This window comes from Sporosarcina sp. P12(2017) (genome assembly GCF_002743035.1).
Lineage (GTDB): Bacteria > Bacillota > Bacilli > Bacillales_A > Planococcaceae > Sporosarcina > Sporosarcina ureae.
Window position 1 is genome coordinate 1 of record NZ_PDYL01000029.1, and the last position, 23,991, is coordinate 23,991.

Annotated in this window: 23 protein-coding genes and 2 pseudogenes; 13 read left to right on the top strand and 12 right to left on the bottom strand. The window is 40.9% G+C overall.

The features are described from left to right. Positions 1-147: 147 nt before the first annotated feature. Positions 148-1,644, bottom strand: coding sequence for a DASS family sodium-coupled anion symporter (locus CSV80_RS16735; RefSeq protein ID WP_099671760.1), 1,497 nt, complete (start codon positions 1,642-1,644; stop codon positions 148-150). 267 nt (positions 1,645-1,911) lie between these two features. Then, complete coding sequence (locus CSV80_RS16740; protein ID WP_233201626.1) at positions 1,912-3,153, bottom strand: cytochrome P450; 1,242 nt, start codon at positions 3,151-3,153, stop codon at positions 1,912-1,914. A 242-nt stretch (positions 3,154-3,395) separates the two neighbouring features. On the opposite strand from CSV80_RS16740, the gene nhaC reads away from it, so the two are divergent. Beyond that, complete coding sequence (nhaC, locus tag CSV80_RS16745; protein WP_483315624.1) at positions 3,396-4,814, top strand: Na+/H+ antiporter NhaC; 1,419 nt, start codon at positions 3,396-3,398, stop codon at positions 4,812-4,814. A gap of 6 nt (positions 4,815-4,820) precedes the next feature. Here nhaC and CSV80_RS16750 read toward each other — a convergent pair whose 3' ends face one another. Further along, a complete protein-coding gene (locus CSV80_RS16750) occupies positions 4,821-5,771 on the bottom strand; it encodes a hypothetical protein (RefSeq protein WP_099671763.1) in 951 nt (316 codons plus the stop codon). Positions 5,772-5,889: 118 nt separating this feature from the next. Between CSV80_RS16750 and CSV80_RS16755 the strand changes: the two genes are divergently transcribed. The 9 genes from CSV80_RS16755 (at position 5,890) to ahpF (ending at position 14,979) form a co-directional block, all read left to right on the top strand. Beyond that, positions 5,890-6,504, top strand: coding sequence for a DUF421 domain-containing protein (locus tag CSV80_RS16755; protein ID WP_037561645.1), 615 nt, complete (start codon positions 5,890-5,892; stop codon positions 6,502-6,504). A 408-nt stretch (positions 6,505-6,912) separates the two neighbouring features. Continuing rightward, positions 6,913-7,509, top strand: coding sequence for an N-acetyltransferase (locus CSV80_RS16760; protein ID WP_029053378.1), 597 nt, complete (start codon positions 6,913-6,915; stop codon positions 7,507-7,509). A gap of 149 nt (positions 7,510-7,658) precedes the next feature. Next, complete coding sequence (locus CSV80_RS16765; protein ID WP_099671764.1) at positions 7,659-8,759, top strand: helix-turn-helix domain-containing protein; 1,101 nt, start codon at positions 7,659-7,661, stop codon at positions 8,757-8,759. Further along, complete coding sequence (locus CSV80_RS16770; RefSeq protein WP_099671765.1) at positions 8,756-8,983, top strand: PLDc N-terminal domain-containing protein; 228 nt, start codon at positions 8,756-8,758, stop codon at positions 8,981-8,983. Before CSV80_RS16765 ends, CSV80_RS16770 begins: the two co-directional genes overlap by 4 nt. After that, positions 8,967-9,863: an ABC transporter ATP-binding protein gene (locus CSV80_RS16775; RefSeq protein WP_099671766.1), complete on the top strand. Its 897-nt coding sequence runs from the start codon at positions 8,967-8,969 to the stop codon at positions 9,861-9,863. Before CSV80_RS16770 ends, CSV80_RS16775 begins: the two co-directional genes overlap by 17 nt. Further along, positions 9,860-10,624, top strand: a complete 765-nt coding sequence (locus tag CSV80_RS16780; RefSeq protein WP_099671767.1) for an ABC transporter permease — start codon at positions 9,860-9,862, stop codon at positions 10,622-10,624. The genes CSV80_RS16775 and CSV80_RS16780 overlap by 4 nt, the downstream gene beginning before the upstream one ends. A 95-nt stretch (positions 10,625-10,719) precedes the next feature. After that, on the top strand, positions 10,720-11,703 hold the full coding sequence (gene guaC / locus CSV80_RS16785) for a GMP reductase (RefSeq protein WP_099671768.1): 984 nt from the start codon (positions 10,720-10,722) through the stop codon (positions 11,701-11,703). Positions 11,704-12,857: 1,154 nt separating this feature from the next. Continuing rightward, positions 12,858-13,427, top strand: a complete 570-nt coding sequence (gene ahpC / locus CSV80_RS16800) for an alkyl hydroperoxide reductase subunit C (protein WP_083034758.1) — start codon at positions 12,858-12,860, stop codon at positions 13,425-13,427. 13 nt (positions 13,428-13,440) lie between these two features. Then, entirely contained in the window at positions 13,441-14,979 is a 1,539-nt protein-coding gene (gene ahpF / locus CSV80_RS16805; protein ID WP_099671770.1) for an alkyl hydroperoxide reductase subunit F, read from the top strand. A 372-nt stretch (positions 14,980-15,351) separates the two neighbouring features. On the opposite strand, the gene CSV80_RS18085 is transcribed toward ahpF, so the two are convergent. The 9 genes and pseudogenes from CSV80_RS18085 to CSV80_RS16850 all read right to left on the bottom strand — a co-directional run. Next, positions 15,352-15,486: a hypothetical protein gene (locus CSV80_RS18085; protein ID WP_255407669.1), complete on the bottom strand. Its 135-nt coding sequence runs from the start codon at positions 15,484-15,486 to the stop codon at positions 15,352-15,354. A 14-nt stretch (positions 15,487-15,500) separates the two neighbouring features. Then, entirely contained in the window at positions 15,501-16,388 is an 888-nt protein-coding gene (locus tag CSV80_RS16810) for a permease (protein ID WP_099671771.1), read from the bottom strand. 72 nt (positions 16,389-16,460) lie between these two features. Next, a complete protein-coding gene (locus tag CSV80_RS16815; protein WP_099671772.1) occupies positions 16,461-16,787 on the bottom strand; it encodes an ArsR/SmtB family transcription factor in 327 nt (108 codons plus the stop codon). Between the two features lie 797 nt (positions 16,788-17,584). Further along, positions 17,585-18,610: a sensor histidine kinase gene (locus CSV80_RS16825; protein ID WP_233201627.1), complete on the bottom strand. Its 1,026-nt coding sequence runs from the start codon at positions 18,608-18,610 to the stop codon at positions 17,585-17,587. A gap of 49 nt (positions 18,611-18,659) precedes the next feature. Next, positions 18,660-19,346, bottom strand: a complete 687-nt coding sequence (locus CSV80_RS16830) for a response regulator transcription factor (protein ID WP_099671774.1) — start codon at positions 19,344-19,346, stop codon at positions 18,660-18,662. Between the two features lie 40 nt (positions 19,347-19,386). Continuing rightward, complete coding sequence (locus CSV80_RS16835) at positions 19,387-19,938, bottom strand: TlpA disulfide reductase family protein (protein ID WP_099671775.1); 552 nt, start codon at positions 19,936-19,938, stop codon at positions 19,387-19,389. 14 nt (positions 19,939-19,952) lie between these two features. After that, on the bottom strand, positions 19,953-20,711 hold the full coding sequence (locus CSV80_RS16840; protein ID WP_099671776.1) for a cytochrome c biogenesis CcdA family protein: 759 nt from the start codon (positions 20,709-20,711) through the stop codon (positions 19,953-19,955). Then, complete coding sequence (locus CSV80_RS17705; RefSeq protein WP_199084006.1) at positions 20,698-21,360, bottom strand: hypothetical protein; 663 nt, start codon at positions 21,358-21,360, stop codon at positions 20,698-20,700. The genes CSV80_RS16840 and CSV80_RS17705 overlap by 14 nt, the downstream gene beginning before the upstream one ends. Positions 21,361-21,561: 201 nt before the next feature. Continuing rightward, positions 21,562-21,753: pseudogene (locus CSV80_RS16850) on the bottom strand (SAM-dependent methyltransferase); the annotation flags it as partial. 158 nt (positions 21,754-21,911) lie between these two features. Between CSV80_RS16850 and CSV80_RS17950 the strand changes: the two are divergent. From CSV80_RS17950 to CSV80_RS18230, 3 genes and pseudogenes are all read left to right on the top strand, one after another. Continuing rightward, a complete protein-coding gene (locus CSV80_RS17950; protein WP_233201628.1) occupies positions 21,912-22,205 on the top strand; it encodes a hypothetical protein in 294 nt (97 codons plus the stop codon). Then, complete coding sequence (gene istA / locus CSV80_RS16855) at positions 22,184-23,446, top strand: IS21 family transposase (protein WP_233208494.1); 1,263 nt, start codon at positions 22,184-22,186, stop codon at positions 23,444-23,446. Before CSV80_RS17950 ends, istA begins: the two co-directional genes overlap by 22 nt. Then, positions 23,443-23,991 (top strand): annotated as a pseudogene (locus CSV80_RS18230) (ATP-binding protein); the annotation flags it as partial. The gene istA and the pseudogene CSV80_RS18230, both read left to right, overlap by 4 nt.

Genomic DNA, 23,991 nt, shown 5'->3' on the forward strand with positions numbered 1-23,991 from the left:
GCGTGAAGTTAGCCGGTTTTATATACGGACTCACAAATGGTCCCAGAGGCTGGTCGGCTTTTCTTCACTTCTACTATAAAAAATAGTAGCACAAACCATGGCCTTGGTTTGTGCTACTAATGTTAGTATGTTTCATTACACCTATTCTTATAGAAGTCCAATCCACTGCCAGTAAGTCGCACTGAAAAGTAAGATTAACAAGTAACCAATAATTGTAAGCGGGACACCTGTCTTCAAGAAGTCTTTCACTGAGAAAGCACCGGTTCCATATGCCAACATGTTCTGCGGAGCACTGACAGGCAGCAAGAACCCGAAACTGATGACGAACTGCTGAATCAAAACAAATCCGACTTCATTGACATCAAGTGAAATCGTCGTTGCCAATGCAATAAATATCGGGATTAATGCCGAAGACAAACTCGTCGCACTAGCAAACCCGAGGTGAATTAAAATATTAAACAGTGACAGTAAAGCAATAGTTGCGAGCAACGGCATAGTATCCAAACCAATTGCGCCGAACACTTTATCAGACAGCCACTGTGCACCTGTTGTATCTAGTAATAGTGTACCCATTGAGATACCTACTGCGAAGACGACGATCGTTCCCCACGGAATCATTTGCTGAACGGTTTTCCAATCGAATACACCGATCTTTGGTGTGAGTAAAATTGCAATAGCGACAATGGTGACAGTCGTTGTATCAAATGGGTGCAGTTTTTCTTCTGTTGCCCATAAGAAAAGTAAAGTGACTGCAACGACAATCAAGCGGAGTTCGGAAGCTTTGATTTTGCCGAGTTCTTTTAATTGGCCCTGAATCAATTCCTTACCGCCTTCAACTACTTGTGTTTCGGGCTTAATAACCAATTTCATTATGAAGAATAAAGCGATCGACATGAGAATAGACCATGGAGCTGCATACAAGAACCAAGAACTCCACGCGACGGATACACCGAATTCCTTCTCAATAAAGCCAAGGGCGACCATATTCTGTGCAGCACCCGTTTTAATACCAACATTCCAGATCGAAACGGATTGAACGGCCGTGATGACGAGCAAAGCTCCTAATCGACTGTTTGTCGGCAATCCGAATGCAGCGACCATACCAAGCAAGATCGGCACGACAGCTCCAGCACGTGCCGTTGCACTCGGTACGAAGAATGCCAAGACGATGGATACGACGATGGAACCAAAGATAATAGCTCCGGTTTTGACACCTACTTTCGACAGGATATATAGCGCCAACCGTTTATGTAAGTTAGTCGTCTGCATGGCGGTAGCGAGGAACAATGCTGCCGCTACTAGTGCTACTGCAGGACTTGAGAATCCGGCCAATGCCATTCTCAAGGCGTTTTTCGTTCCTAACAATTCTTCAGGATTTTCCATGTTCGGTGCGAGGCCGAGCAGTACCGCAGCTAACCCAAGAATCATGGCTGCGCTGACGGGATACGGTACGGCTTCAGTCACCCATAAGATCACAGCGAATGCTAAGATGGCCAGTGATCTTTGACCGACTACAGGTAGATCTGCAGGGTTGGGAAGTAAAACGATAGTTATGAGTACAGCGAATGCCAAGAGTATCCATAACCCCTTCAGATTACGTTTCTTCTTCTCTGGCTGAGGAGCAACTTCTTGTGTTGTTGTCACAAGTATTCATTCCTTTCTATATAAAGTTATATCCTAATAGCACCCTCAACATTTTATAAATAACTACATTCTTGATATATGTTGAATGCATTACTGCAAAAACATGTTGGAGCTTCATTGCAACATATTATAGTAGGAAGTGTTCAGGAGTTCCCCGGTAAGTCAATTAGATCTTTCATACAAAATATTCACTTAACGCATCAAGAGAGCTTTATATACAAAAAGCTCTCTCAAGAAGTAGAACACTTTTAGAAAGCCAACTGCTTGTCAGTCTTTTCGTCTCACGTTCTTTAAAATGATTTTACTTTTCGGGATGCTTGGGATATCGACAAGACTGTAGCTCAAATCCTGTTTTGGCACATCAAATGTCATACGATTCGCAAAGTAATCCAAGCTCACTTTCATCACTTCGATTGTCACCCACTCTCCAGCACAGCGGTGGTTAAGTATGAATTCTCCACCACCTTGTGGTATGAGATTGTATGGTGTAATGGGTTCATCCTTGAATCGCGTCGGATCAAACACTTCGGGATTATTCCATATGGTAGGATCATGATTCGTTCCATAGAAATCGAGCATCGTTAGCGTCCCTTTTTTGAACGCATAGCCTTCCCATTTAAAGTCTTCTTTCACGCGTGCAGCGTTAAACGGGAAAAAAGGATAGAGTCTGCGTACTTCCTGAACGAAGTCTTGCAAATCTTTTTCATCTTCTGAGGCCAATCTCTTTTGATGTTCGGGATGCTGAATCATCGCGTGTACTTCAAATGCAATATAAATAGAGATCGCCACAATTGGGCGAATGATGTTCAATACTTCTACGGCAGCTATTTTTTCATTCAGCAACTCGTCCTGTTCATCTCGATGAAAGGCAAAAACTTTCATAGCCGTGCCTTCAAAAGGAATCAAGTCACCTTTTCGAACCGATTTAATAAGACCACCGAGCCATGTCTCCAACTCCTGTCGTGCCTTCTTCGCCTTCCACTGCTTATAACCAAGTGTCACCGGTGATTCGAAAAGCTGAATGATCGCTTCCTTTTTCTCTTGCACTTCTTTTTCTTTTAACGGGACGCCTGCCCATTGACAAGCTAAGCGAAGAAGTAATTCCTGTGCTTCGCTATAAACATTTACTTCCTGTTGTTTCTCAAAATTATTTAACTTCCGATCCCATTGATCTTTCAACATTTCTTTCAACTGGTTGATTTTTTCCGCAGACATAAGCGACATAAAAGCTTCTTTACGATGGCGATGCGCGACCCCGTCGAGTGATTGCACGCCACCTTCACCTGTTAACGTTTCTTGGAAGCGCTTTGGCATGGCTCCTTTTCGAATAAACTTCTCCGTATCATAAAAGAGTGCTGCAGCTTGTTCTCCCGACAGGCAAATGACTTTTTCTCCAAGTATATGTGCTTCAAATATATTGGATTGCAACCCTCTTCTGCGATTACCTAAAAACTGATAACCTTCACGAATCATACTAGCCGTCTGATTTTTCCTTTCTAATTTTGGCATTGGTCTACTTTCCTGCATGAGCAATCACTTCCTTTTCGATACTTTCTATATGCTTTACCCTGTTCAGCGTGCGAGTAATCGGTCCATTCCTCTATTGACATTTCTTTTTGACGTGATAAAATTCAAAACGATAACTTTCTATACATGTACAGAGCGATCTATTATATAATGAATCTATGTCTTCTATACTTTTATTCGCAACTGCAGGAGACTGATCAGATACTCCTTCGTCCTTTAAGGGGATGACAGGAGTTTTTCTATATTTACAGGAGGTCATAAGTATGTTCCCAATTAAGGCGATTCATACGCCAACCGTTAAAGCATCAGTCATACTGACAGTGCTAATTGTGGCGATGATCAGTGCCAGCATCATAGTATTTGATTCTGTACCACATGTACCCATTTTATTTGCTATTCTTTTATTATTTGGCTATGGATTATGGAAGAAGATTTCATACAAAGAGTTGGAACGTGGGTTAGTTGAAGGTGCAAGTTCTGGAATGAGCGCGGTGTTTTTATTCTTCTTCATCGGAGTTCTCGTGAGTAGCTGGATGATGGGCGGAACGATTCCTACCTTGATCTATGCTGGACTCCAAATCATTACGCCAACGTTTTTCTACGCCATCGTGTTCATCGTCACAGCAATTATCGGCTTATCGGTCGGTAGTTCATTGACAACTGTTGCTACGATTGGTGTAGCGTTCATCAGTATGGCGCATATTTTGGAGCTTTCTTTGCCTATTGCGGCAGGTGCGATTGTCTCGGGCGCATTTTTTGGTGATAAGATGTCACCGTTGTCTGATACAACCAACTTAGCCTCTTCGATTGTTGGTGTAGACTTATTTGAACATATACGCAATATGGGATGGACAACATTTCCCGCGTTCTTCATCTCACTTATCTTATTTGGTGTGTTATCACCTAATGTGACGTCTAGCGATTTTTCGACAATTGAAAAATACAGTGATGCACTAATCGGTACAAACTTGATACATTGGTATACGTTAATTCCTGTCGCTGTGCTGATCATTTTGACATTCGTCAAAGTCCCAGCTATCCTGACGCTGGCTGTCAGTGCATTATCCGCCATTATCGTTGCATATATCCATACATTTTATGGCGCTTCCGAAGTTTTGAGTATTTTATTTAGTGGCTATGAAGGGTCCACAGGCGTCGCAGTCGTGGATGAATTATTATCTCGCAGTGATGGAATGGAAGGTATGATGTTCACGATTTCGCTTGTGTTGCTTGCACTTAGTATGGGCGGCATGCTATTTACGTTAGGTATTGTACAGTGCTTGCTTGCAAAAATTGAAAGTGCGCTACGTAAAGTGTCATCAGTAATTTTGACGTCTGCGCTTACTGCAATCGGCATCAACGTTTTGATCGGTGAGCAGTATTTATCTATCTTATTGACGGGCCAAGCCTTCCAATCTAGCTACGAAAAGGTTGGACTGGCAAATAAAAATTTGAGTCGTGTCATGGAAGACGCCGGGACCGTCATTAATCCCCTTGTACCATGGAGTGTAGCAGGGATTTTCATCACGACCGTGCTTGATGTACCAACGATTGCTTATTTACCATTTGCGTTCTTCTGTTTATTGAGCCCAATTTTAACAGTACTATTTGGCTATTTAGGGAAGACCCTAACACGCATTTAATTTACATCACGACATGATAATATCATCTTGCTGCTGATCAAGCCGCCGGATTTCTTCTTCTAAAGCTGCACGTTTTCTTGCAAGTCGGTCCCGTATGCGACGGACATCTTGCGATACTGCGTGTAGCTTCTTTTTGCCGTCAGTAATTCGTGTATGGACCATCCAGTCGGAGAATATATTATCGAAAAACACATCTGTAAATGTAAAGATATCGTTTTTATTTACTTGGAATGAATCTGTCGCAGCATCTTGCACATCCATCAATTCCGTCTCATAATGACGTAGTGCCCGTTGCGCTTGATGAACATGATCATCCGAGCTGTTGATTTCGGAATATTTTAATGCCGAGACAAAAATTCCTCCTCCTAAAAATGTATCCCACATTGATATCCCTTCCGCTGAATCCAACTTCTTCATTGCACCTGCCAAAGCTCGTTCCGCCTTTTCCCCCGCTTCAAACGCTTCACCAATTTCACGCAACATAGAATAGACACGCACACGATCGTCCGAAATCTTCTGGAGAGTTTGATTGGCAACAGAATCATTCAAACGAATCCATGATTCTTTTTCTTTCAAGAAGTCTTCCCAATCCTCAGCAATATGCATGAAGTCTGGTTTCTCCAGTTCATTACGCAAATCCTCTACTTCTGCAGTCAGATCTAGTACGTTTTTTTCTGCCTCATTATATTTCAACTCCACTTCTGCTGCTTCTTCGATCTCCTTTTTCATCTTTTCGTCCCATCTACCTGTCCATTCACTAATTTTGTTTGCAAATGAAAACTTACCAAGCTTCACAACATCCTGCTGTTCTTTCGTCAACTGGCGGTGAAGTTGATCACGTTTTTGTTTCATTGTGAGTAGCTTTTCGCTTGTCTGCTCTAAGCGTTTCCTCAAGCGCCGATGATTTACTCGTTTTTCCTGTAGACTATTTTGTCGCATCTGAATATCTTGCCGCATGTTGATCACTCCTTTCTTCTTATACGGAGTTGTATCATGTAAGGATTCATCATTTTCATGCATACTATTTAAAGATCTTCTCACACTAAAGATAAACGCATGAAAAGACGTGAGCATAATGGAATTCGATTCAATTTGGAAAGCGGTACTCATTATTGTGGCAGGCATTGTTCTTTTACATATTTCTGGCCGCAAGTCCATTTCACAAATGACAGTCGGCCAAACCGTATTGATGATTGCGGTCGGCACATTATTGATACAGCCTGTAGCAAACAAAAATTTATGGCAAACGCTATTCCTTTCATTTATTTTAGTGCTGACACTTTTTTTCTTTGAATTATTCGCATTGAAGTGGAATTTCTTCGAAGGGATTTTACGTGGAAGATCAAAAATTGTAATAGAAAATGGCATCCTCAAAAAATCCACTATGAAAAAACTCCGCTTAACCGTGGATGAATTGGAAATGCATTTGCGGCAAAATGGAATTGAAAGAATTGATGATGTGAAATGGGCGACTATTGAAATGAGTGGACAGCTTGGTTATGTCTTGATCGACCGCAAGCAATACGCAACGAAAGAAGACATTGCAAGACTTCAGCTGCTATTAGAAGATATGAGCAAGCAACTAGAACTTACTATTCCTTCCACACCTAAATCTACGCCTGTCATTGAAAGTTCCAATCTATTCACAGAGATAGAACACCCTACCTCCGTTCCTAAAACGCTTGAATAAAAGTTTAATGAGCAAGGGAAAGGGGGAAGGTACTTATAACAACTCCAAAATTGAGAGGAAGAAGCATATATGATAAGAATAATAAAAAAATTAATAAAATGGGGAATGGTGTTATATCCTGTCGCAAAAACCGTCATGAATGAAAAGAAGAAAAAAGAGGCATATTCAAGTAGCAAAGGTCGTAGGTAAAGCACAATGAAAATCGATGCCAACTAATTATTTGGTATCGATTTTTATTTATTATAATGAAAAAGTAAAACTTATTCGATAAAACAGGTTTATTTATTACCAAGAAAAGAGTATACTAACTATGAGGATTTTTTTCTGACCTCTTTTTTCCTCACATTGTTTGATCCCCAAACAAAAAGCTCCAGGTACATTCATTACCTATGGAGGAGAATTTAACACATGCATTGGTACAACAAATTGAAAGAGTATTTTCCAATCGAAGAGATGAAGTCACAGGAACATATGGAGACATTACTGAATGATAAAGGCAATGTCTACTATAAGGAAGAAGGGCCAAAGCACGTATTGATGTACGTAGAAACGGAGGACTTCGTTTTCGTAGACTATCTTTTCGTATCTTCAGCCGCACGTGGTGAAGGGTTAGGAAAAAAACTGCTGGATTCGTTGAAAACCAAGAAAAAACCGATCTTACTGGAAGTGGAACCAGTTGACGAAGCAGAACCAGATACTGAGAAACGACTGAAGTTCTATGCACGTGAAGAGTTCATGCACGCACAGAAAATTGGCTATAATCGTCGTTCATTAGCCACTGGCGAACAAACCATCCTCGAAATTCTATACTGGGCACCCCCGCAGTCATCACAAGCGGATGAACAAGATGTATTCAACGCGATGAAAACAACCTACGAAGAAATTCACACCTACAAAGACCAAGATTTCTATGGAGATTCATACGATTCCACTGATAAAGTTCTGCAATATCAAGCGAAACCAAAAAAGAATATTTTAGAACCTTTCACAACAGTGAGCGTGTGATCAGAAGCCGGTCTTTCATAGACCGGCTTTTTTGTGTACGAATACATAATATCTCGTTAGTTTACTCCCCTTCTAAATAATCATCTAACAGTTGATTGAATCAACAAGTGTTTAACCTTACACTGAATAAAAGAGAAAGGTGGGAGGATATGCTGCAAATAGGCACTGTGATTCTACAACAACGAAAGCGACTTCAAATTACACAAGATACACTAGCTTCTTATTGCCAAGTATCGAAAGCTTCTGTATCGAAATGGGAAAAAGGATTAAGCTATCCGGATATCACACTGTTGCCGAAAATTGCCTCATATTTTGAATTGACCGTTGATGAACTGCTTGGCTATGAACGACAACTTTCTAAAGAAGCCATCCAACACCACTATTATGAATTCGCATCCCGTTTTGGTAAAGAATCTTTTGAATCGGTTTTCATTGACATAGAAGAACAAGTTAAATTGTACTACCACGATCCTGCATTCTTACTGCAGATGAGTATATTACTGCTCAATCATCATATGTTGAGTAGTGATAGTCCCTCTGTTTTACAGAAAACAAATCGCTGGTTGGAGCGTATTCGAAAAGTAAGTGAAGATGTATGGGTATTACGTCAAGCAAACTCCTTACAGGCAACGATTTCGCTCATGCAGTCAAATCCAAACACTACATTGGAATTATTAGACGGAGTCATTAAGCCGAGTATAGGAGACGAGATTTTGCTGGCAACTGCTCATGAACAACTTGGTGATCAAGAGGAAGCGATGCGCGTCATTCAAGTCATGATGTATCAAAACGTCATTCAACTTGTCGGTAGCAGCCCGCTCTATTTACGACTTTCCGCTTCTAATCAACAAGCTTTTAATGAAACGATTCATCGGATGAATGGATTGATCGAGCTATATGCATTGCGTACTCTTCATCCGAATATGTGTCTGCAATTTTATTTCAGCGTAGCGCAATGTGCAGCTCTTTCTGTTAACCGCGAGCTACTTTACCCGTATCTTAATAAATACGTGGATATATGTGTTCATGATTTACTCCCCTTTTCCTTACGCGGAGACGAATACTTCAATTTACTAGAAGATTGGTTAGAACAACTGGATTTAGGTACCAATGCACTGCGTAATACAGAGATCATTAAGCGATCGATCATAGAATCGATGGATGCCGATTTCTTTGAACCATTTAGACAAGACGATGAAATGCAAGAGTTACGGCAACGATTACGCTTCGGATTGGAGGGACGTTCATGAATAATGACACGGCTTTACTTATGGAGTATCTACCATTTTTAATTCCGCTTATTATTTTGCAACTGGGATTGGCTATTTTCTCGGCGATACATGTCATTCGCCATCCTTACTACCGCTTCGGCAATCAGGTCATGTGGCTGTTAATTGTTTTATTGATCCAATTTATCGGGCCATTAATCTATTTCGTATTTGGAAGAGGTGATCACAATGGTCGTACAAATTAATGGTATTTCGAAGCGTTTCGGAGATCATGAAGTGCTGAAAGATATACACCTGGATATTCCTGAGCATACTGTTTTCGGATTTGTTGGTGCTAACGGTTCCGGCAAAACGACACTGATGAAATGTATTCTAGGATTATTACCACTTAATGCAGGATCCATTACAATTGCAGGTGAACCCCTAACGTTTGGCGAGACAAAGTCCAATCAATATGTCGGCTACTTGCCCGACGTTCCAGAATTTTATCCCTTCTATAATGCAATGCAGTATTTGGAGTTATGTGCAGTCATTACAAATATACCCCAAAAAGAACGTCAAAGAAGAATAGCAGAATTACTTGAATTGGTCGGACTCGCTGGCACCACTTCCTTAATTAGTACGTATTCTCGAGGAATGAAACAACGACTCGGAATCGCACAAGCACTTCTAAACCGCCCTAAATTGTTGATTTGTGATGAGCCTACTTCTGCTTTGGATCCGGCCGGACGCGCACAAATTCTTTCCATTTTACAAAAGGCGAAAGAGGAAACAACTGTTTTCTTCTCCACACATATCGTTTCGGACGCTGAACAAATCTGTGATCATGTCGCGATGTTGCATGAAGGGACTATTATATTCCAAGATGAACTGGCGAATCTAAAACAGCAAATTACGGGTCAATTCATTTTCACATTTACAATACCTGTAGCAGAAGCACATGAACGATTGCGACATACCCCATTCGAAATGAAGATTGACAGCGAGCAATTAGTTGTAAATTTACCTAATGAAAGTACTCAATTGGCTTTCATGCAAGAACTCATTACTCAGAGAATCCTTATACAGTCGATGCATCCCAAAACTCGTTTGCTCGAGCAACTCGTCTTGGAGGTGCTTGGATGAATCAGTGGCTTGGTTTTTTGAAGAAGGAATGGTTCGAAAGTGTGAAGACGTATAAGCTATTTCTTGTCCTAGTCATATTCTCGATTCTTGGTATATTAAATCCATTTACAGCAAAAATCTCTCCGGTGTTATTCGAGCAATTCATGCCTGAAGGTGCACTCGTCAATCTACCTGAACCTACCGCACTCGATTCTTGGCTACAGTTCTATAAAAACGTCCCACAGATGGGATTAATCGTGTTTATTCTATTATTCAGTACGCTGATGTCGAAGGAACTGGAAAAAGGTACGCTTGTGATTTTGCTAACGAAAGGATTACGTCGCAGTACCGTAATTACGACAAAATTCTTTATGGCTCTTTGCTATTGGACACTGGCCATCACGCTATCATTCACCATCACCTATGCCTACACTGCTTATTACTGGGATCAAAGCCAACTGCAACATTTACTATTTGCAGCCAGTTGCCTGTATGTGTTCGGCATACTCTTACTAGCGGTTACATTATGGGGTAATACCTTATTCGCCACACCCTATGGCGGAACACTGGTCACCTTATTAGTCGTCATTACATTATTTATTGCAGCCATATTTCCTAAGTCCGCCAATTGGAATCCCCTTGAATTACTGACGGCTACGACTCAGCTATTAACCGGTGAACTAACACCTTCAGACTTATGGATTCCTTATATTATCACGTTGTTTGCCGCTATTTTAGTCGTACTACTGACTATGTCCCATTTCAAAAGAAAACTACTTTGAAAGCGTTGACAACGAATAAAAAATCATGTAAATTACAAAAGGACGAACAATCCAGTTGTTTTATATGAAAATATTCGTTTATAGAGGTGTTTGTAATGGAAACCGTATTTGACTATGAAGATATTCAGCTAGTTCCAGCAAAATGTGTGGTAGAGAGCCGCTCAGAATGTGACACTTCCGTTATGTTAGGTGGTCATACGTTCCGTTTACCAGTCGTTCCTGCCAATATGCAGACGATTATCGATGAAAAGATTGCGATTCAATTAGCAGAAGAAGGCTATTTCTATATTATGCACCGTTTCAAACCTGAAACGCGTGTAGATTTTATTAAAAATATGCACGCACGCGGTTTGATTGCTTCAATAAGTGTCGGCGTGAAAGAAGAAGAGTATGGATTCGTTGAGCAACTTGCGATTAACGCACATGTTCCTGAATTCATCACGATCGATATTGCGCATGGTCATTCCAATCAAGTCATTCGCATGATCCAGCACATTAAAAAGCATTTGCCGATGAGTTTTGTCATCGCAGGTAATGTTGGTACGCCGGAAGCTGTCCGTGAACTCGAAAACGCTGGCGCTGATGCTACAAAAGTGGGGATCGGGCCTGGTAAAGTCTGCATTACGAAAATCAAAACAGGATTCGGAACAGGTGGTTGGCAACTTGCGGCTGTTCGCTTATGTGCGAAAGCTGCTTCCAAACCAATCATTGCGGACGGCGGAATCCGTACACATGGCGACATTGCAAAATCTGTACGTTTTGGCGCAAGTATGGTCATGGTCGGCTCATTATTCGCCGGTCACGAAGAATCTCCTGGACAGACTGTAGAACAAGATGGTCAATTGTATAAAGAATACTTCGGTTCAGCTTCTGAATTCCAAAAAGGCGAAAAGAAAAATGTAGAGGGCAAGAAAATGTTCGTGGAATATAAAGGTCCATTGAAAGACACGTTGATTGAAATGGAACAAGATCTTCAGTCTGCTATTTCTTATTCCGGCGGCAAGACACTGAGTTCCATACGCAATGTAGATTATGTTATTGTGAAGAACTCGATTTTTAATGGTGATAAAGTATTTTAACGAAGGTTAACCGGTTAGAGACTATTCTCTAACCGGTTTTTTTACGTTGTAGTGTATTTATACTGAACATAGAGGTCATTGAGGTGTTTTTAAGAATTATATCCAAACGAAACTGCAAACACCAACGCAAATATGGATAAGGCAATGATGATTGAACAGATTATCGTTATGATCAGGGTTAAGCTTTTGGGCATATCAGAACGGTTTTTCCAAATAGCTATAAGTAAAAACATGTTGACTAATAGAATGATTAAAAAAATAGAAAGAAGCATGTATCGCTCTTTAATCACAAACCATACATCCATTGCGTTTGCTCCTTTCTGATAACTTTTAACTTAACAGCCTGTTTCTCTGAATGCATAGGCGAGGATCATTTACACCAGATAGTATTTGTAACAGGATAGTGGTTGGAACCCTTTGATCTGCGCTGCAACCGGAAGCACATGTGCCGCCGTAATCATTAAATAGTTGCTCACTATGATCAAAATCATCGTTCCAGCCCATGTCCAAAAATCATAAGCGTGTGTTAATCCAATCACCCAAAAAAGCCGCTATAAAACCTTTAATTCAATCTCGATTCTTGTAATGACCCTTCTCAATCATTTGTAAATTATAAAGCTTAGGAGAACACTGTTTAACAGTATATTCCACGATCTTATCCTTCCATGACATAGAAAAATCTATGAGTTTTCTCTAGGACCAGTCTAACAATTTGCTGCGGAACCTTAGAAAGCATTTAGTCATTCAATTTAATCACTACGTTACAGTAAAATGTAACATATTTCCACAATGGTCTGGTCTGGATCACACACAAAGTCTCTTACATTAACACGCCCCGCAGTTGTACAGATTAGTTCTTCACCCTCAATTTGACTTGTCCGATTTGGTTTATCCATAAATTGCTTAGTTTAACCCCTTCCACTGCTTTCGAGCCAACTGGTAATCATTCGATTTAATTGAGAATAAAGGAGAATGCGGGTCGTATACCATCATCTCCCCGGATAATATATAATGGCATTTTATTAGATGGAATCAATATGGTTGACAACTCTTCAGGTTTATATAATAATTATTGTGTAATTAGAATTATTATATTCTATAACTTAAACATGTGACTGTATCAGTCATCAAAAACACTTTAGGAGGAATCATTCATGTCAATGATCGGAAAACAAATCGAAGAGTTTACAGCAAACGCGTACAACAGTGGTAACGGGGAATTCATCGAAGTAACCCAGGAAAACTTTAAGGGCAAATGGAGCGTAGTCTGCTTCTACCCTGCCGACTTCACATTTGTCTGCCCTACTGAACTCGAAGACCTTCAGAACCAATACGAAACATTGAAAGGCCTCGATACAGAAGTATACTCCGTTTCAACGGACACACACTTCACACACAAAGCATGGCACGACCACTCAGATGCCATTAGCAGCTTGCGCTACATCATGGTCGGTGACCCTTCACAGAAAATCTCTCGTATTTTCGACGTGCTAGACGAAGAAGCAGGTCTTGCACAGCGCGGTACATTTATCATCGATCCGGACGGCGTCGTGCAGGCAGCAGAAATCAACGCAGACGGAATCGGCCGTGACGCAAGCGTTTTAGTCAATAAAATCAAAGCAGCACAATATGTCCGCAACAATCCGGGCGAAGTATGTCCGGCTAAATGGCAGGAAGGCAGCGAAACACTGAAGCCAAGCCTGGATCTTGTAGGTAAAATTTAAGGAGACGGTTTATATGTTAGATGCGAATATTAAAGCGCAGTTAGCCCAATATCTCGAGATGATGGAAAAGGAAGTCCAGCTAAAGATTAGCGCGGGGTCCGACAAAGTAGGACAGGACATGCAAGAGCTAGTGGATGAACTGGCTTCCATGTCTTCTCTCATCAAAGTAGAAAAAGCAGAATTGGAAAGAACTCCAAGTTTCAGCATCAACCGCCCTGGCGAAGATACCGGCATTGTATTTGCCGGTATTCCGCTTGGTCACGAATTCACCTCACTCGTCCTAGCTTTGCTCCATGTGAGCGGCAGAGCGCCTAAAGTCGATGAACAGGTGATCGAGCAAGTGAAGAACATCGAAGGCGCGCATCATTTTGAATCCTATATCAGCCTGAGCTGTCAGAACTGTCCGGAAGTCGTGCAGGCGCTGAACATCATGAGCGTACTGAATCCGAATATCACGCACACGATGATTGACGGTGCAGTCTTTAAGGATGAAGTGGAAAGCAAAAACATCATGGCGGTTCCGACCGTATACTTAAATGGCGAACCATTCACGAACGGCCGCAAAACAATCGAGGAAATCCTTGCGGAAATGGGAAGCGGCCTGGATGCATCCGACTTCGAAGACAAAGACCCATTCGACGTGCTCGTTGTCGGTGGAGGACCAGCCGGCGCAAGCGCAGCAATCTACGCTGCCCGCAAAGGGATCCGCACAGGCATCGTCGCTGATCGTTTCGGTGGTCAGATCTTGGATACCGCGGCAATTGAGAACTTTATCAGCGTCAATCATACGGAAGGACCGAAGCTTGCGGCAAGCCTTGAAGAACACGTGAAAGAATACGATATCGATATCATGAACCTGCAGACAGCGAAACGTCTAGAGAAAAAGGATCTCATTGAAATCGAACTAGAAAACGGCGCAGTTCTCAAGAGCAAGACTGTGATCTTATCGACGGGAGCGCGCTGGCGCAACATTGGCGTGCCAGGCGAAGCGGAATTCCGTAACAAAGGCGTGGCCTACTGCCCGCACTGCGATGGCCCTTTATTTGAAGGCAAGGACGTAGCAGTAGTCGGCGGCGGAAACTCCGGTATCGAAGCAGCGATTGACCTGGCAGGTATCGCAAATCATGTCACCGTGCTCGAGTTTGCACCAGAACTCAAAGCGGACGCGGTCTTGCAGGAACGCTTGAATAGCCTGCCGAACGCGAAGGTGCTGACAAACGTCCAAACGAAGGAAATCACCGGCACTGATAAAGTCGACGGTGTCACGTATACAGACCGTGATTCCGGTGAAGAGCATCATATCGAACTGGACGGCATATTCATCCAGATCGGACTCGTGCCGAACACAGACTGGCTCGGCGATTCAATCGAACGCAACCGCTTCGGCGAGATTGTGATCGATAAAAAAGGTGCGACGAACGTCCCCGGCGTATTTGCAGCGGGCGACTGCGCGGACGAGCCATACAAGCAGATCATCATCTCTATGGGCTCCGGCGCCACCGCTTCCCTCAGCGCGTTCGATTATCTTGTACGCAGTAAAGTGGAAGTCTAATAATGAAAAGACGCAGGAAGGCTATACGCCCTTCTGCATCTTTTTTTGCATTTTGCTCTTACGAATTAGCAGAAACCAGCAACGCAAGCAAACCGTGCATGCCGATTGCTGCGATAAACTGCAGGACCGCATCGGTTTTCGATTTCAGCACCCAATACAGGGGATCGGGGTTGGAACCCGTTAATCTGCGCTGCAGCCGGACGCGTGTCTTATGTGTGGGCGGTGAACCACTGATCCTCCTAGCGTCGCCGACTTCCGCTCCTAACAACTAAGCGACTACGAATAAGCTTCTTCCACAATCGCCCCCGATTGCGGAACTATAAAGAAGGGGTTACCTTGTGGCACCCCTTAAATATTTAGCTGGTTCTCAAATTAATCTTCTTTTTTCTGTTGCTTTTGACTGTTCTTATCGTTTTCAGTTGATTTGACCTCTTCAATTTCAACGCTGCAACAATCCTTTTTGGGCTTGGAGAATAGCTTTTTAAGCCCTGACTTTTTTTCTGCCATACCAATCACCTCCTTTAAAGAAATATTTGAAGAATAAATCCTGTGCTAATAGCCACTATCAAAATAGAAAATACAAATATAATCACTAATTTTTTCTTAAAAAGCTTACTCAACAAGACAACTTCAGGAATACTTGCCCCTGCTCCCCCGATTAAGAGGGCGATAACAGAGCCAATCCCCATTCCCTTGCTTACTAGGGCATCACCGATAGGCAAAATTGCTTCTGCACGAATGTACATCGGGATACCGATAATGGAAGCGATTGGAATTGTCCAAGGCTTGTCGCCTCCTGCATATTTGACGATAAATTCTTGCGGAATAAAGTCATAAATAAATGCCCCAATAAATACACCAATCAATAGGTAAGGCAGTAATGGATAAAAGAATCCCCAAGCATCTTCAAGTGCTAATTTCCACTTTGATTTCTTGATATTGTCGTCTTGACTGCTTGCTTTTCTGACATTCACGTTTTTAACAGAATGCTCAAGCCCTAATGCTTTCCAAGCTACACCGATCAATACTGCAAATATCCCAACAATGACAACGTAATAAAGTGTCAACTTCCATCCTAGTAAAGTCCAAAGTAAGATCACAATAACAGGATTCAAAAGTGGCGAAGCAATTAAGAATGACATAGACGGACCAAACGGTGCTTTAGAAGATAATAACCCCGCTAAAATTGGGATCGTTGAACAGGAGCAAAATGGAGTTAATGCTCCCAGCGCTGTTCCATACAAATAGCCACTCCATTTATTTGGGCGGTCTAGCACTCGTTTAATTCTATCTTCTGTCACCTTTTGTTGTAACCAGCTCACCAAGAAGCTGATGAAGATAAATAACACAGTTAATTCTAAAAAGAGCTTAAAAAACGTTTGTAAAAAACTTAAAAAGGTATCCAGCATATTCCCTCCAATATAATACATCAATTAAAATTGATGTATTAATCAATTTTTTTTGATATGTTTATCAAAAAATTATTTTCTTTCTGGATAAAAGATGCAGCATAACTCTTCCGACAAAATTCCCCTAACCTCTTTTTCATTCAAACGGTAATAATTCCACGTACCAATCTTCTCTCTTTCAATTAAATCAGCATCCATTAAAATTCTAAGATGGTAAGACAGTTTTGATTGTGGCACTTCCACAATATCCGTTAAATCACAGACACAAACTTGACCCCGCTGGTTTAATTCGTACATTATCTTCAAGCGAATTTGATCAGCCAAGGCTTTAAATTTTGCTTCATACTTACTGAACATTTCTTTCTGGTTAGATAGGTTTATTTCTTCTGTAACTCGCATTTTATTCACTTCCCTTACATCAACTTTATTTGATCTAATGTTATTATATCATTTATTATTTTAAATTGAAACTTATTAATCAACTTTATTTGATATTGTTTATAATAAGAATGGGGCCAATCCTTATTCAATTAAATGGCCCGTTTGCTGAAGATGCTAATTTACATAATACACTCCGTTGCTTGGAGTGCAGGTGCCGACTCCGGGAGGATCAGCGTGAGCCTTGAGACCCTGGACAGGTGCCTTAATTTCTGCAAAGTAGACAGAAATACGGCAAAGCGAACCCTTCGCTGTTCGCTTGGCTCAAGCTACGCCCTCCGGAAAGCGTGCGCCGGAACGGAAAGCAACAGTTTATCTACATTTGATTTTGGCCCGATTGTGTGATATGAACGCAATCGCTTACGCTACAATCGCGACCGATAATGGAATAACGAAAATAGAAACAATAACGGGTTAATCGAATTCCAAAACATGGTTAAATATGTAGCTAGGTTCTTGTATATGCTCATCTATTTTCTGAAGATAAGGCTATTTTAGCTTCTCTTGATTAACTTCTATGTTAATCACTTTTCTTCGCCCACCCATCCTTCAGCCACTCGATTTCCTCCTGTGATAAACTCTGTTTTTCTTCTATTTCTCTTTCTATTACACGGCGTCAACTCGCTCCTTCCCATTCTAAGTGGGGTTTCCCATTCACGCATAACGTTAACCGCTTTTTCTAGTAGCTGGCAAGTTTTGCATGTTATTATTATCGCGATATTCGCCACCTCTATTGATTTGATTCCTTTTATTTCACTTTATAATCCCGGTAATACTATCCAAAAAGTATTACTCGTACTAGTAGTATCAATTCCAATTGCACCTTGATGATGGCGTTCGATAATTTCTTTTGAAATTGCAAGTCCTAATCCCGAACCTCCAGTCATGCGGCTTCGGGAAGAATCGAGTCGGTAAAACCGTCTAAATACTCTTTCTCTTTCTATTTCTGGGATTGGTTTGCTAGGTCCTGTAATCGAAATACGGTAGCCCTTTCCTCGCTTCTCTCCTGCTAGTAAAATTGGCCCCTCTCCCTCATAATAGCGAACGGCATTTTCCAGCAAATTGCTAATTACCTGTTGTACTCCCACGATATGGATAGCTAATTTGCATGATTCAATCTCAAGTAGTATTGGAATATTCTTTTGTTCCAAAGTCCTTTCAAACATCGCAACACATTGAAGCAGTATAGGTTCGATCTCATATGTTTCTTTTTCGACGATTGATTGATTCGATAGGTAATCCCATTCTTTTAATTGTTCAAGTTGTTCAATCATATGAGTTAATCGGTTTGATTCCTGATACAGGGATGCAAAAAGTACCTTATCTCCTTTTAAATCTCCATCTTTCAATGCTTGCAGATAACCATTTAAATTTGATAAGGGGGTTCTTATTTCATGTGATACGTCCGTAACAAGCCTGTTCCTTTGTTGCTCATTCATTTGTAACTGTGCAATAAGACTATTATATTGCAGAGCCAATTGACCGATTTCATCACTTTTATATACTTGAACTGGTTCAGGATAATGACCCTGCTTTAACTCTTTGGTAGATTGAATCAAACTTCGGATTGGATTGATAATGCGCCTGATTAAATAAAAATGCAAAACACTTCCAATAAAGGTAGCCATAATTATTAAAATCGATAAGTAACTAAGAAGCGTACTATTAAATCGCTGCTGCTGGGGTGTATCCAAATCTCCCACTTCAGCTGCTAATAAGCAAGCGGTACTATAGATAGCCCAACCACTTAGCGTAGTTACCGTCACAACAACTAAAATGTTCAAAAACGTTAAACGCCACAGAAATCCGGCTGGTGTAAGGCGAACTATAAATTTATATATCCGTGACAAACTTATACCCCATTCCCCTGACAGTTTGGACGCGCTTTGGTTTTGATGGACATTCTTCAATTTTTTCACGTAATTTTTTTATATGCGCATCAATGGTGCGGTCCATCACATCGCGCTCCAGGTTAGGATGAATCTGCCTTATAAGTTGTTCACGTGATAATACGAGATCTGGATTTTGCATAAAGTAATACAATAGATTAAACTCATATTTTGTTAGTTTCACTTCTTTTCCGTAAAGTAAAACTTCCCCTTTTCTCGGCATGATACATAATCCTTCATAAACAATCTTTTGACAAAACTGTCCAGTACGCCGAAGTACAGCTTCAACTTGTGCGATTAGTTCATTAGGGTCAAATGGCTTTGTCATATAGGCATCTGCACCTAATTTCAACCCAGAAATTCTATCATCAATTCGTACTTTCGCCGAAAGCATAATTACCGAAACCTCATTATGCTTTTGCTCACGAATCCAAGTGTAAAATTCTTCCCCACTAACCTTTGGCAGCATTAGGTCCAATATGATTAAACAAGGTTGATGTTCAAGAAAAACTGCTTTCGCTTCTTCTCCATCACTTGCTTCCAGAACATCATATCCATTTTTCTTTAAATAGATGAGTATGAGATTTCGAATCATTTTATCATCTTCAACAACCATAATCGTTTGTTTCATAAGTATCACCTCTATTCATAGTTTATACGATAGAAGAGACCTATTGCATCATTTCAAACTGTTGTACCATGAAATCATAATTCATCGCACCCATCATAATAAATTGAATACGTCCGTTTGAGTCAATCATATAGGTGGTCGGATAAGCCATAACATTATATTCGTTTGATACAACAGATTCCTTATCCAAAGGAACTGTAAACGTAAGGTTCAATTCGTCCACAAATCGTTGGGCGTTACTTGGATCCGATTCTGTTTCGGTTAAATTCACAGCCAAAACTTGTACATCCTTGGTACTCTGGAACCTTTGCATATCAGGCATTTCGGCGCGGCACGGGGGACACCAAGTTGCCCAGAAGTTTAACATGACCCGTTTACCTTTGTAATCCGACAACTTTACTATGTCACCATCTAATGTAGTAAGTTCAAAATCGGGAGCGAGCTCACCTCTCAGAATTCCTATCTTATCGGAATCTTCAACTTCTATCGGATCCTCTTCCTGAGTAACTTTTTCATTTGAAGCGAATATAAACTCATAAGCCGTCCAACCAAGCATTACCATTATGATTGCAACAAAAATCGTCTTCTTCATTCCTTATACCTCCTTCATCCTAATTTTTCGAACCATGTATCTTGCACCAATTTCAGTAAAAATTCAGTGATGCGTGGCATTTGACCAGTAAATAAAATAAGTCCCATCATGATCATAACCACAGCGCCTATTTTCATAATTACTTGGCTACGCTGAGTGATCCACTTGGTCGATCCTAGGAAAAACGTCAACAGAAGAAATGGCAATGCAAACCCCAATACATACATGACCGTGTATATGATTCCCTGACCTGGATTACTGGCCGCCAAGAATAAGATTGAACCGAAGATTGGACCAATACACGGTGTCCAACCAGCAGCAAAACCCATGCCCACAAAAAAAGTTCCTAAATAGCCGACTGGTCTTTTTGCAGATTGAAAACGCCTTTCTTTCATTAACGCTGTAAAATTGATCCAACCCCCGACGAAAAGCCCCATGAAGATAATAAACACGCCGGCTAAACGTTGAATAAGGAGCCCTGTATCACCTACTAACAATGTTTGAACAAATTGCCCTAAATAAGAAGCACCAATACCTAAGCTAATAAAAACAAGGGAGACACCTAACAAAAAGAAGACTGAATGACTTAATAATTTACCCCGTATTTTCACATCATGATTTCCCTGCAGTTCCTTGACACTGATTCCAGTAATATAGGATAAGTACGCAGGAAAAATCGGTAACACACAAGGCGATAAAAACGATAATGCTCCCGCTCCTAACGCCAAAAACATCCCGATCACTAACATTGTATCTGTCTCAATTCCACCCACTTATGGCACCCTCTTTCTTTTTTTGATAAACAATCAGTAGACAACATATTATGAGCATTAAAACTAAAAACCATGGCGCCATTGTATAACCAAATACCATCATGATTGGCATCGTAACTGCCAAGCCCAAACTACCGAGGGTCCATCCAAGGAATATCAATAGATTCAACCAGTGAGCGGATACAAAATCACGCATACCGACAAATGCAACAATTAAGAAAGCGACCAACCCCATATATCCGATTGAATAAGTATTTTTATTCCAAATAATTTGCATGAATTCGTACACAAATGAGGCAGTTAATAATATATGTGTAAAGGCAGTTAAAAATGGAAGCATATTTATTCTTCTACGGTTAAATCGAATCACAATTGTTATCGCACTTAATAGAACAGCAAAGTAAAAAGCAGATGAGTTACTTGGATAAGACAATATAGCCAACGGATCCACTATAAAGATTGTAAGGTTTAAAATAATTTTCCCAATCCAAATAAAGATCACAAAATTTATCAGTTGACCCAATACTTCTTCCATATAGATTTTCTTTTTCTCTTTTGCTAAATCACTTAATAAGGAGTAAGTGAGAAATCCCATACTCAAACTTAAAATGATAATAGCAATTGACGATTGTATAGTCGACAGCGCCACAGTTAAACCCTCCAGATGAAATTGCCTAATGTCCATATTACTAATGCTTTATGAAAGTTTGATGAAAATGGATAATCAGCCAATTTAAATTTAATTTTCGGATCAAAAAACAACGACCCATATTTATTTTTCGGGTCGTTTTTTATTATTGATTATTTAGAATGAGATACCTTTCAACCTAATATTTTCACTTATATTCTGTTACTCCTTTGGTTTTTGGCCAACAAATTGGATAACATGTGACAGTCCATTGTGGAGTTCTCCTTCGTGGCGGGCAACCTCTCCAATGAAAAAATGAATAATGCGCCATCCAGCAAAGATTTTCAAAAACTCTTCCGGCTTATACATGATATCCAGGTTTTTTGGCCCGCCACTTTTATTGATTATTGCATATGAATTGAGCCACCTCTGCGGAATTTTGAGCCACCCGGTGCGGACGATTGAGCCAGTGAATGCGGACAAGAGAGCCACCCTACTAATTAAATCACCTTCTGTATAATTGAAATCGCATGCGTACAAGCATGACAATTTTATTATACAGGAGGTGATTTATGGTTAATTGTCGTAAAATCCTCGAACTGTATTTCGACGGGATCAGTCAGCGCACGATTAGTTCGAGCACTGGTCATTCCCGAAATACGGTTTCCGATGTCGTTCGCCGGGCTAAGCAACACAGCTTGGAAAGTTTGAACGACACGACGACCAACCGATGGTTGGAGGAGCTACTGTTTCCGGAGAAGCTGGCAAGCGAGAAGGGGTACTTCCCCGTCAAATGGGAGAAGGTGCATAAAGAGCTGCAAAAAAGAATGTCACACTGGCTTTATTGCATCATGAATATGCGGTAGAGGCGCGTGAAGGCGGAAAAATCACTTACGCTTATCGAACCTTCTGCGAACAGTATGGAAAATACGCTAGGAAGTATAAATTGACCATGCCTATTCGAAGAAAGCCAGGCGAAATCATGGAAGTAGATTGGGCAGGTTCTACCCTGCGTGTAACCGATCGCTTTACAGGTGAACAAATTCCGGCCTATGTCTTTATTGCGACCTTGCCTTACAGCCAATTCAGCTATGTTGAGGCCTTTTTGGACATGAAATCACCTAATTGGTTGTCCGCTCACATACGAGCGTATGAATATTTTGGTGGAGTTCTTGAAACTCTGGTACCTGACAATCTGAAAACAGGCGTGATTAAAGCCCAACGAGTAGAGCCGCTTCTCATTGAAGCCTACCGCGAACTGGCAGATTACTATCGGACAATTATTGTGCCCAGTCGTGTTCGGAAACATAAAGATAAAGCCAGTGTAGAAGGAACTGTTGGATTCATATTACGCCAAATTATTGCCTCTTTACGAAACTATCAATACTTTCATTTAGATGATCTTAATCAACGAATCCATGAGAAATTAGAAGAAATCAACGAAATCGATTTTCAGAAACGTCCGGGGTCACGGATAAAGGTATTTGAGGAAGAGGAGAAATCTCACCTTCAGCCACTTCCTCCAACCCGTTACAAACTCGCGGAATGGAAAACAGCGAAAGTTCAACTGAACTACCACATCCAGGTTGAACGCATGTATTATTCCGTTCCGTATGAATATGTCCGTGAACAGGTCGATGTGCGACTATCCACGGATCTACTTGAAGTGTACTTTAAGGAAGTGCGAATTACATCTCACAAAAGGCTGCGTGAGGGAGTGGGACAGTTCTCTACGAACCCAGATCATATGCCCGATAATCATCGATCCTATCTAGAGCACACTCCAGAGAATAATCAAAAATGGGCAGAGTCCGTCGGACCTTCTATGGATCGTTTGGTTGCCCATATTCTAAAGCAAAATCCAGAAAAGAAAGCACTCACCATTCTCAGCTCGTTACGGAATGTTTCCACCAAGCATACAAAGGAAGTGCTGGAAGCGGCAATCCAAACATTACTGGAAATCTCCACTAATCCGACCATACCTGTGTTAAAAGGGATTTTGGATAGGCGGAATAAACGCAAGCCAAAAGACAATAACCCAATCATTCGACAAGAAAACCACGGCTTTACCCGTGGAGCTAAATACTTTGGAGGGGAAAGCAAATGATGAACCAAGAAACATTACGTAAATTAACTGAGATGAAAATGGTAGCCATGGTAGAACTATATCAACAACAGAGCCAGAACAAAGATTATCGAGCAATGGATTTTGATGATCGTTTCAACCTTCTGGTTGACTATGAATACGACCGTCGAAAATCTAACCGATTGGAAAGACTGATTAAACAGGCAACTTTTGAAATCCAACGGCAGCCATTGAAGACATTGAATACCATCCAGATCGCCGACTAGATAAGAGTCTCATCTTAGAATTAGTCACGGGGAATTATGTACAGAATCACCACAACATTATTTTAATGGGTGCATCAGGTAACGGCAAAACCTGGATAGCCAACGCGTTTGGAATACATGCCTGTCGCCAATTTTATAAAGTAAAGTATATCCGATTGCCAGAATTATTGGATGAATTAGCTGTAGCAAAATATGAAGCTGATGGTAGTTTCCGCAAACTCATTCAAAAATATAAGAAAATTGATCTCTTAATTCTGGATGAATGGTTACTGACAGAGCTTTCTGAAGAGCAAGCCCTTC

Bases quoted from the DNA above. Each gene is read 5' to 3' on its own strand.
- CSV80_RS16830 (WP_099671774.1), bottom strand. From the start codon at position 19,346: ATGAAACAAACGATTATGGTTGTTGAAGATGATAAAATGATTCGAAAT.
- CSV80_RS16760 (WP_029053378.1), top strand. From the start codon at position 6,913: ATGCATTGGTACAACAAATTGAAAGAGTATTTTCCAATCGAAGAGATG.
- CSV80_RS17950 (WP_233201628.1), top strand. From the start codon at position 21,912: ATGGTTAATTGTCGTAAAATCCTCGAACTGTATTTCGACGGGATCAGT.
- CSV80_RS16765 (WP_099671764.1), top strand. From the start codon at position 7,659: ATGCTGCAAATAGGCACTGTGATTCTACAACAACGAAAGCGACTTCAA.
- CSV80_RS16755 (WP_037561645.1), top strand. From the start codon at position 5,890: ATGGAATTCGATTCAATTTGGAAAGCGGTACTCATTATTGTGGCAGGC.
- nhaC (WP_483315624.1), top strand. From the start codon at position 3,396: ATGACAGGAGTTTTTCTATATTTACAGGAGGTCATAAGTATGTTCCCA.
- CSV80_RS16810 (WP_099671771.1), bottom strand. From the start codon at position 16,388: ATGCTGGATACCTTTTTAAGTTTTTTACAAACGTTTTTTAAGCTCTTT.
- CSV80_RS16770 (WP_099671765.1), top strand. From the start codon at position 8,756: ATGAATAATGACACGGCTTTACTTATGGAGTATCTACCATTTTTAATT.
- ahpF (WP_099671770.1), top strand. From the start codon at position 13,441: ATGTTAGATGCGAATATTAAAGCGCAGTTAGCCCAATATCTCGAGATG.
- CSV80_RS16750 (WP_099671763.1), bottom strand. From the start codon at position 5,771: ATGCGGCAAGATATTCAGATGCGACAAAATAGTCTACAGGAAAAACGA.
- CSV80_RS16775 (WP_099671766.1), top strand. From the start codon at position 8,967: ATGGTCGTACAAATTAATGGTATTTCGAAGCGTTTCGGAGATCATGAA.
- CSV80_RS16815 (WP_099671772.1), bottom strand. From the start codon at position 16,787: ATGCGAGTTACAGAAGAAATAAACCTATCTAACCAGAAAGAAATGTTC.
- CSV80_RS16835 (WP_099671775.1), bottom strand. From the start codon at position 19,938: ATGAAGAAGACGATTTTTGTTGCAATCATAATGGTAATGCTTGGTTGG.
- guaC (WP_099671768.1), top strand. From the start codon at position 10,720: ATGGAAACCGTATTTGACTATGAAGATATTCAGCTAGTTCCAGCAAAA.
- CSV80_RS18085 (WP_255407669.1), bottom strand. From the start codon at position 15,486: ATGGCAGAAAAAAAGTCAGGGCTTAAAAAGCTATTCTCCAAGCCCAAA.
- CSV80_RS16780 (WP_099671767.1), top strand. From the start codon at position 9,860: ATGAATCAGTGGCTTGGTTTTTTGAAGAAGGAATGGTTCGAAAGTGTG.
- ahpC (WP_083034758.1), top strand. From the start codon at position 12,858: ATGTCAATGATCGGAAAACAAATCGAAGAGTTTACAGCAAACGCGTAC.
- CSV80_RS16740 (WP_233201626.1), bottom strand. From the start codon at position 3,153: ATGCCAAAATTAGAAAGGAAAAATCAGACGGCTAGTATGATTCGTGAA.